Genomic DNA, 12,563 nt, shown 5'->3' on the forward strand with positions numbered 1-12,563 from the left:
TTACCCCAACCGATGATGTTATTTGTCTGACACTTGCAAAATGGCCAGGAAGGCTTCTTGTGGAATCTCCACATTGCCCACCTGCTTCATGCGTTTTTTACCTGCTTTTTGTTTTTCCAGCAGTTTGCGTTTCCGGGTGATATCGCCACCATAACACTTGGCCAAGACGTCTTTACGCATGGCCTTCACCGTTTCGCGGGCAATAATCTGGCTACCGATTGCGGCTTGTACCGCAATATCAAACATTTGCCGCGGGATCAGCTCACGCATTTTGGCGATCAGCTCGCGACCACGGTAAACGCTATTAGCCCGGTGTACGATCAAGCTCAAGGCATCCACTCGCTCGCCATTCACCAGCACATCCAGCTTCACCAAGTCACCGGTACGGAATTCTTTAAACTCGTAATCCAGTGAGGCATAGCCACGCGATACCGACTTGAGCTTATCGAAGAAATCCATCACCACTTCGGCCATCGGCAAATCGTAGGTCAACATCACCTGCCGACCCAGATACTGCATATTCACTTGCGCACCACGCTTTTGATTACACAGCGTCATCACAGGGCCCACGTAATCTTGCGGTACCAGAATGGTGGCGGTGATGATCGGCTCACGTACTTCGTCGTATTTTGATGGATCAGGCAGTTTGGAAGGGTTTTCGATCTGCACCACTTCGCCGTTGCGCAGCACCAGCTCATAGACCACCGTCGGTGCGGTGGTGATGAGATCCATATCAAACTCGCGCTCTAGGCGCTCCTGCACGATTTCCAGGTGCAATAAGCCCAAGAAACCACAACGGAAACCAAAACCCAGCGCGGAAGACACTTCCGGCTCGAAATGCAGCGATGCATCATTGAGCTGCAGTTTTTCCAAACTATCGCGCAGCTTTTCATAATCATGGCTTTCTACCGGATACAAGCCGGCAAATACCTGCGATTTCACATCTTTAAAGCCAGGCAGCGGCTCGGCGGCAGGCTCTTTGGCACTGGTGATGGTATCGCCCACCTTGGCACTGGCCAGCTCTTTTATCCCGGCGATCACAAAGCCCACTTCACCCGCGCGCAAGACTTCACGCTGCACCGATTTAGGGGTAAACACCCCAACCTGTTCGCACAGATGCTGGGCTTTTGACGACATAAACAGAATCTTGTCTTTCGGGCGCAGCTCGCCATCCACCACCCGCACCAGCATGATGACGCCCACATAGTTATCAAACCATGAGTCGATAATCAACGCTTTCAGCGGGCCGTCTGGATTACCTTTCGGGGGGGGTATCTTGGTGACCACCTCTTCCAGAATGTCTTCGATGCCAATACCCGACTTCGCCGAAGCATGCACGGCACCGGTGGACTCAATCCCGATAATGTCTTCGATTTCTTGCGCCACCCGCTCCGGCTCAGCCGCAGGCAGATCGATTTTATTAAGTACCGGGCGCACTTCTACGCCTTGCTCGATGGCCGTGTAGCAATTGGCGACGGTTTGGGCTTCCACCCCTTGCGAAGCATCCACCACCAGCAGTGCGCCCTCGCAGGCAGCGAGCGAGCGACTCACTTCATAGCTGAAATCCACATGCCCCGGGGTATCGATCAGATTCAGGTTGTAGACTTTGCCATCACGCGCCTTGTAATTGAGCGCAGCGGTTTGCGCCTTGATGGTAATTCCGCGCTCTTTCTCGATATCCATCGAGTCGAGCACTTGCTCACTCATCTCGCGCATCTCTAGGCCACCGCAAAATTGAATAAAGCGGTCAGCCAAGGTGCTCTTGCCGTGGTCAATGTGGGCAATGATAGAAAAATTACGAATATGATCCATGTGTCCAGCCAATTGTGTTTCAGGGCAATTCTATAAAAAATCGGGCACGTTACGCGTGCCCGAGAATTGCGTTGGTGCGCGATTTTAGCCTAAATTGGCCAGCCTAGCATCCAGCGCAGCTTGGTCGAGATGATAATGGCAGATTTCCTGCCCGGCTTCGTCGGTCAATACCGGCACCAACTCGCCATAGCGCGCTTCCAACTCATCAATATCTTCAATATCAATCCATTGCACGGTGAAGCGCCCGGCCGCTTGGGCCAAGAGCGCATCCCGCATCACATGGCAAAGGCCGCAATATTCGCGGCCATACAGCGTTAACTGCCTCATTGCGCCGGCGCTTTCAGCACGATAAAGGCCGAGTTACCATTGCGAATGATCCGCAGCGCGATACTTTGCCCCGCTTTCACCTCGTTGAGTGCTTTGCGTAGCTGCGCCGCTGAAGTCAGCTCCTGCCCGCCCACGCCGGCAATCACGTCGCCCGGTTGCAGACCAGCCTTGGCCGCCTCGCCTTGCACATCACGCACCAAGAGCCCAGCGGTAATGCCCAGCTGCTTGAGCTCACGTGGATTCAGTTCGCGCACCACCAGCCCAAATTTGCCGCTGTCATCCGCTTTGCCTTTGTACTCGCGAGCTTCGCTAGCTTTATCGCTTGATTCAAGCTCACCCACCGTAATCATCAGCTCGCGGCTAGCCTTGTCGCGCCAAACTTGCACCGGCACTTTGCTCCCCGGCTTCACCGCACTCACCACCCGCGGTAACTCGCCCGAATTAGCAATGGTCTGGCCATTAAATTTCAACAGAATATCGCCCGCACGCAGACCTGCTTTGCCAGCAGGGCCATCTTTTTCCACCGAGCTCAGGAGCGCACCGGTCGGCTTGCTCAGGCCAAAGCTCTTGGCCAATTCTTCATTTACATCCTGAATAGCCACCCCAATCCGGCCGCGAGTCACTTTACCCGTGGCCTTGAGCTCATCGGCTACTTTCATGGCCACATCAATCGGGATCGAGAATGACAGGCCCATATAGCCACCGGAGCGGCTATAGATCTGGGAGTTAATCCCCACCACTTCGCCGTTCAGATTAAATAGTGGCCCACCCGAGTTGCCAGGGTTGATCGCCACATCGGTCTGAATAAACGGTACAAAGTTTTCATCCGGCAGATTGCGCCCTTTGGCTGAAACAATCCCCGCGGTCACGGTGTTATCCAGACCAAATGGTTGCCCAATCGCCAGCACCCACTCGCCTTGCTTGAGTTTATTTACATCTCCAAGCGCCACTTTGGGTAGATTACTGGCCTCGACTTTCAACAGCGCCACATCGGTGCGAGCATCTGCACCCACGACTTTGGCTTTAAAGGTGCGCTTATCGACCATCTTGACGGTAATTTCATCCGCCTTGGCCACCACGTGGGCATTGGTCAGAATATAACCATTGCTATCGATGATGAAACCCGAGCCCAGCGATTGCGCCTGATGCTGGCGTGGCTGCATGCCGCGTCCACCACCCGGTGGCACCGGAAAGCCGAAGCGGCGCAAAAACTCGAGCGTATCAGGGTCAAAACCATTGGCGGCGGGGCCTTCGTCGTCGCGCACAGTGGCGGTGGTCGAGATATTCACCACCGCTTTGCCTTCTTTTTCCACAATGGTGGTGAAATCGGGCAAGCCCACCGGCGCGGCTTGCGCAGCCCAGCTGGCGCCCAGCAGTACGCTACCGAGCAAGAAACGGTTCAGTTTGGAATTCAACATCGGACAGAGCTCCCGAGATCAAATAGTGCGTGATGAAGGACAGGAAGAACCAGCCGCACTGGCTGGCAATTTGGCGATAATCGCCGGTTCATTGCTGTGAATGGGGCTCTTCGCCTGCTTTTTCAAGCACAGAAAACCGGTAATAAAACCAAGCGCGGCGCCGGCCAAGGTGCCCGCCTCGCCCGCCAGTGGCAACAAGCTACCCAGAAAGGCACCGAGCAGCAATAACAACATCGGCAAGCCATAGGCCCATAAGGCCGAGCTGAGCAACGCCTGCTCAGCCAAACCCACGGTCACCAGCTCGCCCGCTTGCGCCGCCAGCGGATTGCGCACCCGGTATTGATCCTGCGCCTGACCAAACAAGCGAGTGATCGCGACCGACTTACAGCCTTTGTCCGGGTCACAGTTGCCACAGGGGGTATGGGGGCGGATTTTAATCCAGGCGTAGTCGCCGTCAGTGCGCACCACTTGGGCTTGAGTTTCGATCATGATAAAAGCTGCAGGTTAAACGATGCGCCACCTTACCGCGCATTGTAGGCAGTGGCAAATGCCTCGACCGTGACTGCCGGCACTTCACCCAGCGCCATCACCAGCGCGCCACCACTTTGGCGCACAAATAAATGCGTTGCACCTTGGTGCGCCAGCCCCAGCGGCAAACGCTGATGGTAAGGCTCGATAAACACCGACACCGTGGTGAGGCCATCGCTATACAGATGATGAATCACCGTGCGGTTTTTACCGGGCAAGGTTTTGCTGGTTTGCTTGAGCAAACGAAAACCATTGGGCAGTGCTTTGATGTCCCAACCAGGCTCTTGCGCCACTTTGGCGGAGCCCACGCTGGAATCAATCGTGACGGGCTGCAGGGTGCGGGTCGGTTTCAACCAGCGGCGATCTACATTACCCCCCTGCTGTATATTGGTAAACGCAAAGGTCTGCATAGCCTCGGTGCGCATACCCATTACAATCCACTTCAAAAGCAGCCCCGACTGATCGTCCATCCAGAAACGATGTGGATAGCGGTACTGATCAAGCGGCTCAAGCTGATACACGGTAGACTGCAAACCCGCCACGCGCTCATGGCCTAGGCGTTTAATGCCATACACATTCAGCAGTTTTTCGGGCTGCTCTGGCAGCTGGCGTGGAAACAGCTTGGCGGTGTAGCGCCGATCGAGCGAGCCGCCGGTCTGATCGGCAGGATAAATACTCACCTGCGTGCCAGCGCGGTAATACTCGCGCGGCGGGCCATCGAGCGATTCGCGCCGCTCGGCATCGAGCTGACCATCATTGAGGTGAATCATCCGATACGTGGCGACTTCATCCCCATACTGATACACATAGGTACCGGCATAGTTTTCCTGTTTGGCCGCCGCCGCTGCACGCTCCAGTAGTTTTTGCGCACTATCTCGATCTAGCTGCTCGGCAGCGTGGGCCGCGCCACCCAGCATCAGCAGTAACGACACAGCCCACCGACTGACTTGATTCACACTCCATCGCCGCATGCTAGCGTTGCTCTCCGACTTCAAACGATACGGTAGTCAAATGGTCGCCGCCCAGTGGATCAGCCACCCCATTGCGATGCGCCGCCAAATACGCTCGCACTTCGGCCGCATTCACCTGCGCATGCGCCGGCACACTCACGCTGGCCATTTGCGGCAGCGGCTGAGCGGCTGGGCGAAACGAGAATTGCCAGACGGCAAGACCCACAAAGGCCACCGAAGCCGCCGTCGCCATCGGCACCAGCCAGCGCTTGCCTTTAGGCGCAGTCAGCCGTTGCGGCGCAATCACCACCGGCTCGGCACTGAGCCGCGCCGAGAAGCGCTGCATAAAGTCGCCCGACAGCGGCACATGCCCACTTAAAGCATCCCGGACAATGTACCACTCCTGCCATTGCTGCTGCAGTTGCGGATCTTGCTTGACGGCATCCAGCACCGCGGCCCATTCGGCCGGGTCGAGCTCGTTATCAAGCAATGCAGATAGTTTTTCATTCATTTGGATGTACTCCCATACGGCCTACCAGCGCTTATCCTTGCCCACGCCATTCAAAAGCGGACGCAAGCGGTTGGCGATGGCCTCGCGGGCGCGAAAAATGCGGCTGCGCACAGTTCCAATCGGACAATCCATCGCCGCGGCGATGTCTTCGTAGCTCAGCCCTTCCATTTCGCGCAAGGTGATTGCTTCGCGCAAATCGGGCGGCAGCGCTTCTACCGCCTCGTTCACAGTACTGACAATCTGCCGGTTGGATAGTTCAGTTTCCGGCGTGTGATAATCTGGTACTTGTGCCACCGCATCAAGGGTTTCGCCGTCCTCATCCTCGAAATCACTGGCCATCAGCGGCCGGCGCCCTAGGGAAGCAAGGTAATTTTTCGCCGTATTAATCGCGATGCGATACAGCCAAGTATAAAACGCGCTCTCGCCGCGAAACGAGGGCAAGGCGCGATAAGCCTTGATAAACGCCTCTTGGCTGACGTCTTCGAGCTCGGCCGGATCGCGAATCATGCGCGACAGTAGTCGGGCAATCCGGCGTTGATACTTCATGACCAGCAATTCGAAAGCACGCTGATCCCCGGCCTGCGCCCGCCGTACGAGCTCCTGATCGAGTTCGCGATCACTACCCTGGGTTACACCGGTTTTCAAGCCTACTCTTCCTTTGCGGATGGAACATGGATTCTAGGTCGATTAGCTATGGGCGGTCTAGGCAATTACAAGCCCAGCGCCAGATTTCATGCCGCGCTTTGATTTGCCTATCGGCATAAGCATTTGAGCTCTGCTAGTATTGGCGCTCTGAAATGGATAGCGTAGCAACACTGGATAGGAACCACGCCGGATGCAAAAGTTTGATGTGCTGATTTTAGGAAGTGGCCTGGGCGGGATGACGATTGCCCTGCAGCTGGCCGAAAAACTGAAAGTGGGTCTGATTACCAAGCGGGAATTGCGCGACGGCGGCAGTGGCTGGGCGCAAGGCGGCATTGCTGCCGTACTGGATGACGCCGATAGCATCGAGCTGCATATCAAAGACACGCACGTCGCGGGTGCGGGCTTGTGCGATCCAGCCGCCACGCGCTTTATCGTCGAAAACTCGAAAGACGCCATCGACTGGCTAATCAGCATGGGCGTGCCGTTCACCAAAGACGAATCGGGCGACACCAGCTATCAGGGCTATCACCTCACCCGCGAAGGCGGGCATAGCCACCGGCGGATTATCCACGCGGCCGATGCCACCGGCGCAGCCGTGATCGACACGCTGGCCATCAAGGTGGCGGCGCACCCGAATATCACGCTATTAGAAGACCATATTGCGGTTGATCTGATCACCGAGCGCCAAGGCGAAAGCGCGCGCTGCGTCGGCGCCTATGTATACGACAAACTCACCGATCGGGTCGAAACCATTCTGGCGCCGTTTACCGTACTCGCCACCGGCGGCGCGGGCAAGGTGTACCTCTACACCACTAACCCTGATGTTGCCACCGGCGACGGGATCGCGATGGGCTGGCGCGCTGGCTGCCGGGTGTCGAATATGGAATTCATTCAGTTCCACCCCACTTGCCTGTATCACCCGCATGCCAAGTCTTTCCTGATTACCGAAGCCGTGCGGGGTGAAGGTGGGATTTTGCGCCTCCCTGATGGCACCCGGTTTATGCCGCATCACGATGAGCGCGCCGAACTAGCACCCCGCGATGTCGTGGCCCGCGCGATCGACTTTGAAATGAAGCGTGGCGGCTATGATTGCGTGTACCTCGATATCAGCTACAAACCTGCAGCCTTTGTGAAAGAGCACTTCCCGAATATCTATCAGCGCTGCCTGGAGCTGGGCATCGACATTACCAAAGAGCCCATTCCAGTCGTCCCTGCTGCCCACTACACCTGCGGTGGGCTGGTCACCGATCTGGATGGCCGTACTGATCTGGCCAATCTTTACGCCGTGGGCGAAGTGGCCTGCACCGGCCTGCACGGCGCCAACCGCCTTGCCTCAAACTCTCTGCTGGAATGCATGGTACTGGGCAAAGCGGCCGCCGAAGACATTTTGCGCCAAGCGCCGCAAGCCCTACCGCAAGTGCCAGAATGGGACGAAAGCCGCGTTACCGATCCGGATGAAGAAGTGGTGATCTCGCACAACTGGGATGAATTGCGTCGCTTTATGTGGGATTACGTCGGGATTGTGCGTACCAATAAACGGCTAGAACGTGCCCTGCACCGCATCGAGCTGCTCAAAAGCGAAATCCACGAGTTTTATCGCAATTTCCGCGTTTCCAACGATTTGCTCGAGCTACGCAATCTGGTCATTACCGCCGAGCTGATTGTGCGCTGCGCGATGGCGCGCAAGGAAAGCCGCGGGCTGCACTACAGCCGCGACTATCCGGGCATTGAGACCGAATCACGCCCAACCCTACTCACCCCGGAACGCCCATTGAAAAAATAAGCGAGGTATAGGGCTACAGGCATTGTTTTAAAAAGCCCACAGCTCTATACCCCATATTATCTCGAGCGCCCGAAGCACAAACCCGCCGCAAGCGCGCCAGCTGCGGCGCTTGATGTTAGAATCGGGCTATTCTTTTTATTGCCTTTGCTGCTGAGCCACGATGCTTGATATCCAACTGCTCCGCAACGACCTCGATGCCGTTGCCCAACGCCTGAAAACCCGCAAATACGACCTCGACACCGCCGCCTTTGCCGCGCTGGAAGCCGAGCGCAAAACCCTGCAAACCACCACGCAAGATCTGCAGGCCAAACGCAATAGCGTCTCCAAATCGATCGGTCAGGCTAAAGCCCGCGGCGAAGATGTCGCGCCCATCATGGCCGAAGTTGAAAACCTGAAAGCCGAGCTGGCCGCCAGCGAAACGGCACTGAGCGAGCTGCAAGGCAAAATGGAAGCCCTGCTGGCCGGCATTCCCAATCTACCGCTGGAATCTGTACCGGTGGGCAAAGATGAAAGCGAAAATAAAGAAATCCTGCGCTGGGGTACTCCGCGGCAGTTTGATTTCGAAGTGAAAGATCACGTGGATCTGGGCGCACCACTGGGCCTGGATTTTGAAACAGGCGCCAAGCTCTCTGGCGCGCGTTTTACCGTACTGAAAAGCCATATCGCCAAGCTACATCGCGCACTGGCGCAATTCATGCTCAACACCCACAGCAATGAGCATGGCTACGAAGAGGTTTACACCCCTTACCTAGTGAACGCGGCCAGCATGCACGGCACTGGGCAGCTGCCCAAGTTTGAAGAAGACCTCTTCAAAGTGCCACACAACGACGATTCGTTGTATCTGATCCCTACCGCCGAAGTATCAGTCACTAACTTTGTGCGCGATACGCTACTCAAAGCTGACGAGCTGCCACTGAAATTCACTGCCCATACGCCGTGTTTCCGCTCCGAAGCCGGCTCGTATGGCCGCGATGTGCGCGGCATGATTCGCCAACACCAGTTCGACAAAGTGGAGCTGGTCCAGATCGTCCACCCCGAACAATCGGTGGCCGCACTGGAAGAGCTTACCGGCCATGCCGAGCGCATTCTGCAGCTCTTAGAGCTGCCGTACCGCAAAGTATTGCTGTGCACCGGCGATATGGGCTTTTCTAGCCAAATGACTTACGACCTGGAAGTGTGGCTGCCGGCGCAAAACACCTATCGCGAGATCTCCAGCTGCTCGAACATGGGTAGCTTCCAGGCTCGCCGCATGCAAGCCCGCTTCAAAAACGAAGCGGGTAAAAATGAGCTGGTGCACACGCTGAACGGTTCAGGCCTTGCCGTGGGTCGCACCTTGGTGGCAGTGCTGGAAAACTATCAAAACGCCGATGGCTCCATCACCGTACCGACGGTGTTGCGCCCCTATCTGGGCGGGCTGGAAAAACTGGCGGCCTAAACTCATACGGCGACAGCCAAAGCGCACCTGCGGGTGCGCTTTTTTATTGTCCGACCAGTCAAGATTCGCCGCATTTCCCAGCGTTCGTCCTAGCTTAATGTGGCGCACGTCGTGGCCATTTTCAGCATAAGGCCCCCAGAAATAAATCGCCGCGCCAGCCGGCAAAATGCCGAAAAACGCCTAAGCTGAATCAGGTCTTCTAGGAGTTTGTCATGGCTGAAAACAAATACCGCTTGGTTACCCGCAGTGATTTCGATGGCTTGGTGTGTGCGGTGCTGCTCAATGAGCTGGAAATGATCGATGAGATTCTGTTTGTGCACCCCAAAGACATGCAGGATGGCAAGATCGAAATCAGCGCCCGCGATATCACCACCAATCTGCCCTATGTGCCTGGCGCCTATCTGGCTTTTGACCACCACCTCTCCGAAACCATTCGCAACACGGGCGAGCGCGATAACCACATCATCGTCCCCGACGCCCCGTCGGCTGCGCGAGTGGTGTATGAATATTACGGCGGCAAAGAGCGCTTTCCGAATATTGGCGAAGACATGATGCTGGCGGTGGATAAAGCCGACGCCGCCGAATTTACCCGCGATGAAATTCTGCACCCGGATGGCTGGGTGCTTTTAAATTACCTGATGGATGCGCGCACCGGCTTGGGGCGCTTTCGCAATTTCCGCATCTCCAATTACCAGCTGATGATGGATCTGATCCAGTACTGTCGTAATCATGGCATCGAGGAAATCTTAGCCCTGCCCGATGTGAAGGAGCGGATCGAGCTGTACCAAGAGCACGCTGCGCTGGCCAAAGAACAGCTCAAACGCTGCAGCCGCCTCTACGATAACTTGGTGATTCTGGATTTGCGTGAAGAAGAAACCATCTTCGCCACCAACCGCTTTATGATTTATGCGCTATTTCCCCAATGCAATATTTCCATCCACGTGATGTGGGGCGTGCAAAAGCGCAATACCGTGTTTGCCACAGGCAAATCGATTATTAATCGTTCATCCCAAACTAATATCGGCGCATTGATGCTGGAATACGGTGGTGGCGGGCATGAAAATGCCGGCACCTGCCAGGTGGAGAATGATCAGGTTGATGAAGTACTGCGCGAGCTCACCCTAAAAATCACCTCGGATGGTTAAGCTGCGCCAAGCGCCCAACAAAAAAGCCGACCCAAGTCGGCTTTTTTAATTTGCTGAGCATGGCTAAGACTAACCATACACCCTACTCAAAATACCCTCTATGGGTATACAGCCCCCTGCAAGGCCATTTGACCTTTCCGGCCCGATACCTCGCCCTTCACCACATGATGATAAGGTAATTTGCTGACATCCAGTTGCAACAAAAGCTGATCCAGGCCCACGAGCTGATAGCCTTGCAACAACCAGCCGGTAAGCAAGGCGGCGATCGCCTCGGGATAACGGCTATCAAAATCCGCGGCAAAATTAAACACCTGCGGCTGCTGGGCTTGTTCGCTCAAATGCAGAATATGCAAAACCGCATCTTCGGCCGACATGCGCTGCACCAGCTCTTCCAGCATCGGCAAGGTCACTGGCAATTGCGGCACGCGCACATATTCCCCTTCGACAATCGGCCAGTACGGCCCTACGCCGCGGGTATCGCAGCTATAGGCATAGCCGGCCATTTGCAAATAACGGAAGGCCTGGCGATTCATCTGCCCGCCAAACGCCGAATGCCCGCGCGCCGGCACACCAAAGCAGCGCGTATGCGCATCGCGCGCACGATACATTTCGACTTTGGTGGTTTCGGCGTCCCAGCGAGCGATTTCCAGTTGCCAGTGATAACGCGACAGCGGGCGCAGTGCATGCTCAAACCCGGCTTCGGTCAGCTCATCCTGGTAGCGTTTGGCCAATTTAAATAGCCCGCGCACCGGTTGCAGACTACCCAGAATCAGCTCGCTACGAGCGTAGCGTTCGCGCAACGGTATATAGCTAGAACCGGGCATCTGGCGCAAACCATAGCCTGGCCGCAGCCAAACGCCATTGCGTTCTTCACCCAGAGACCAGAAAAAAGTGGCGCCAGCCTGATGGCTACGCAGGAGTTCAGCCAGATGGGGTACAGCCGCCACGGCCTTGGCCGTATCGACGTCAATCTTGAGGGCAAGCAGCTTCATGAATCCACTTGAAACAGGAAACACCCACCGGCGGTGGGCACAAAGCCGCTATTTTACTGGATTAATTGTGAACCTGAATAATCTCGAGGCCCAATTCGTATAAAGCGTGCATCTTCAGTTGATGACTGCGTCGCACTTTCACTCGCGCCGCAAAGGGCGCCTGCGGCCGCCCCGCCGTTTTGGCCGGCATCACATAGATATCGAACTCTTCTTCCGGGCGCGGCACATAGCTAGTTTGTACCGTCATGCCGGTCACGCTGAGATCGGTGCATTCACCATAAAATGGCAAACCCAGATCCATTGGGCGAATTTTAACTTTGCAATTCACAGGCACCCGCAAGGCACCCCGCTGATCCTGCTCGCGCAAACCCACACCCATGACCTGTTCCATCAAATGCTAATAAACCACGGTCATCTTAACTGCTTGCCCCTACTGCGCAAAGTACCGACCATCAGCCAAAGTGTGATTGATGTTATAGTCAGCTATATAGTTGAATTAATAAACCGTTTTGCCGCAGGAGTTGCCATCATGTCATCCATCAGCGCTGCAATGAATTTCAGCACCACCGTTTCACAAACCATGTTTCAGGGCTCCCAACAAGCGGCCAAAGCCATTAATGAAGGCGCTGAGCGGCTAGATCGCAAAAAAGAGAATATCTCGCAGCAAGGCTTGCAAGCCATGCAGGAGCGCCAAGCCACCGCCCAGCGCATGGATGAAACCCGCAACAAGATCGACACCTACGCCTAAAGCCCACTAAGCGGCAAAAGATCGCAAAAAACTGTATTTTTGTTTTCTTTTTGATTCATAGGTTTAGCCAAAAAGCGCCGGCCAAGGCGCTTTTTTCTTAGGTTTTCGCCAGAAAAGGTGTTGACGCAAAATAATGGGCATGTTTTAATGCTGCCTCTTTCAAGCGAGGGGCGAATAGCTCTGCAGCGAAAGGGTCGTTAGCTCAGTTGGTAGAGCGTCTGCCTTACAAGCAGAATGTCGGCGGTTCGATCCCGTCACGACCCACCACT

The 12,563-nt window shown here is 55.6% G+C and carries 13 protein-coding genes and 1 tRNA gene; 5 read left to right on the forward strand and 9 right to left on the reverse strand.

Going from position 1 to position 12,563, the window contains the following annotated elements:
* Positions 1-18: 18 nt before the first annotated feature.
* The 7 genes from lepA to rpoE form a co-directional block, all read right to left on the reverse strand.
* Complete coding sequence (gene lepA, locus G482_RS0115840; RefSeq protein ID WP_028450850.1) at positions 19-1,812, reverse strand: translation elongation factor 4; 1,794 nt, start codon at positions 1,810-1,812, stop codon at positions 19-21.
* Between the two features lie 84 nt (positions 1,813-1,896).
* Positions 1,897-2,139, reverse strand: a complete 243-nt coding sequence (locus G482_RS0115845) for a glutaredoxin family protein (RefSeq protein ID WP_028450851.1) — start codon at positions 2,137-2,139, stop codon at positions 1,897-1,899.
* Entirely contained in the window at positions 2,136-3,557 is a 1,422-nt protein-coding gene (locus tag G482_RS0115850) for a DegQ family serine endoprotease (protein WP_028450852.1), read from the reverse strand. The genes G482_RS0115845 and G482_RS0115850 overlap by 4 nt, the downstream gene beginning before the upstream one ends.
* Before the next feature lie 18 nt (positions 3,558-3,575).
* Complete coding sequence (locus tag G482_RS19140) at positions 3,576-4,046, reverse strand: SoxR reducing system RseC family protein (protein WP_051259108.1); 471 nt, start codon at positions 4,044-4,046, stop codon at positions 3,576-3,578.
* Between the two features lie 32 nt (positions 4,047-4,078).
* Complete coding sequence (locus G482_RS0115860) at positions 4,079-5,017, reverse strand: MucB/RseB C-terminal domain-containing protein (protein WP_169721094.1); 939 nt, start codon at positions 5,015-5,017, stop codon at positions 4,079-4,081.
* 40 nt (positions 5,018-5,057) lie between these two features.
* Entirely contained in the window at positions 5,058-5,546 is a 489-nt protein-coding gene (locus G482_RS19870) for a sigma-E factor negative regulatory protein (RefSeq protein WP_051259109.1), read from the reverse strand.
* 21 nt (positions 5,547-5,567) lie between these two features.
* Positions 5,568-6,191: an RNA polymerase sigma factor RpoE gene (gene rpoE / locus G482_RS0115870; RefSeq protein WP_028450854.1), complete on the reverse strand. Its 624-nt coding sequence runs from the start codon at positions 6,189-6,191 to the stop codon at positions 5,568-5,570.
* A gap of 190 nt (positions 6,192-6,381) precedes the next feature.
* On the opposite strand from rpoE, the gene nadB reads away from it, so the two are divergent.
* From nadB to G482_RS0115885, 3 genes are all read left to right on the forward strand, one after another.
* Positions 6,382-7,974, forward strand: a complete 1,593-nt coding sequence (nadB, locus tag G482_RS0115875; protein ID WP_028450855.1) for an L-aspartate oxidase — start codon at positions 6,382-6,384, stop codon at positions 7,972-7,974.
* A 160-nt stretch (positions 7,975-8,134) separates the two neighbouring features.
* Positions 8,135-9,409, forward strand: a complete 1,275-nt coding sequence (serS, locus tag G482_RS0115880; RefSeq protein ID WP_028450856.1) for a serine--tRNA ligase — start codon at positions 8,135-8,137, stop codon at positions 9,407-9,409.
* Between the two features lie 212 nt (positions 9,410-9,621).
* Positions 9,622-10,554: an exopolyphosphatase gene (locus G482_RS0115885; protein ID WP_028450857.1), complete on the forward strand. Its 933-nt coding sequence runs from the start codon at positions 9,622-9,624 to the stop codon at positions 10,552-10,554.
* A 98-nt stretch (positions 10,555-10,652) separates the two neighbouring features.
* On the opposite strand, the gene G482_RS0115890 is transcribed toward G482_RS0115885, so the two are convergent.
* Both G482_RS0115890 and G482_RS19150 read right to left on the reverse strand, forming a co-directional pair.
* Positions 10,653-11,546, reverse strand: coding sequence for a polysaccharide deacetylase family protein (locus tag G482_RS0115890; protein WP_028450858.1), 894 nt, complete (start codon positions 11,544-11,546; stop codon positions 10,653-10,655).
* Between the two features lie 61 nt (positions 11,547-11,607).
* Positions 11,608-11,925: a PilZ domain-containing protein gene (locus G482_RS19150; protein WP_034619881.1), complete on the reverse strand. Its 318-nt coding sequence runs from the start codon at positions 11,923-11,925 to the stop codon at positions 11,608-11,610.
* 150 nt (positions 11,926-12,075) lie between these two features.
* Between G482_RS19150 and G482_RS0115900 the strand changes: the two genes are divergently transcribed.
* Together G482_RS0115900 and G482_RS0115905 are read left to right on the forward strand one after the other, a co-directional pair.
* On the forward strand, positions 12,076-12,294 hold the full coding sequence (locus G482_RS0115900; RefSeq protein WP_028450859.1) for a hypothetical protein: 219 nt from the start codon (positions 12,076-12,078) through the stop codon (positions 12,292-12,294).
* 191 nt (positions 12,295-12,485) lie between these two features.
* A tRNA-Val gene (locus tag G482_RS0115905) sits at positions 12,486-12,561 on the forward strand.
* Positions 12,562-12,563: the final 2 nt, after the last annotated feature.

It is taken from the genome of Chitinibacter tainanensis DSM 15459 (assembly GCF_000429785.1).
GTDB classification, from domain to species: Bacteria; Pseudomonadota; Gammaproteobacteria; order Burkholderiales; family Chitinibacteraceae; genus Chitinibacter; species Chitinibacter tainanensis.

What these genes read in the sequence shown, in the direction of transcription:
- G482_RS0115885 (WP_028450857.1), top strand. Translation starts at nt 9,622, where the DNA reads ATGGCTGAAAACAAATACCGCTTGGTTACCCGCAGTGATTTCGATGGC.
- G482_RS0115890 (WP_028450858.1), bottom strand. Translation starts at nt 11,546, where the DNA reads ATGAAGCTGCTTGCCCTCAAGATTGACGTCGATACGGCCAAGGCCGTG.
- lepA (WP_028450850.1), bottom strand. Translation starts at nt 1,812, where the DNA reads ATGGATCATATTCGTAATTTTTCTATCATTGCCCACATTGACCACGGC.
- G482_RS0115900 (WP_028450859.1), top strand. Translation starts at nt 12,076, where the DNA reads ATGTCATCCATCAGCGCTGCAATGAATTTCAGCACCACCGTTTCACAA.
- serS (WP_028450856.1), top strand. Translation starts at nt 8,135, where the DNA reads ATGCTTGATATCCAACTGCTCCGCAACGACCTCGATGCCGTTGCCCAA.
- nadB (WP_028450855.1), top strand. Translation starts at nt 6,382, where the DNA reads ATGCAAAAGTTTGATGTGCTGATTTTAGGAAGTGGCCTGGGCGGGATG.
- G482_RS19870 (WP_051259109.1), bottom strand. Translation starts at nt 5,546, where the DNA reads ATGAATGAAAAACTATCTGCATTGCTTGATAACGAGCTCGACCCGGCC.
- G482_RS0115845 (WP_028450851.1), bottom strand. Translation starts at nt 2,139, where the DNA reads ATGAGGCAGTTAACGCTGTATGGCCGCGAATATTGCGGCCTTTGCCAT.
- G482_RS0115850 (WP_028450852.1), bottom strand. Translation starts at nt 3,557, where the DNA reads ATGTTGAATTCCAAACTGAACCGTTTCTTGCTCGGTAGCGTACTGCTG.
- G482_RS19140 (WP_051259108.1), bottom strand. Translation starts at nt 4,046, where the DNA reads ATGATCGAAACTCAAGCCCAAGTGGTGCGCACTGACGGCGACTACGCC.
- G482_RS19150 (WP_034619881.1), bottom strand. Translation starts at nt 11,925, where the DNA reads ATGGGTGTGGGTTTGCGCGAGCAGGATCAGCGGGGTGCCTTGCGGGTG.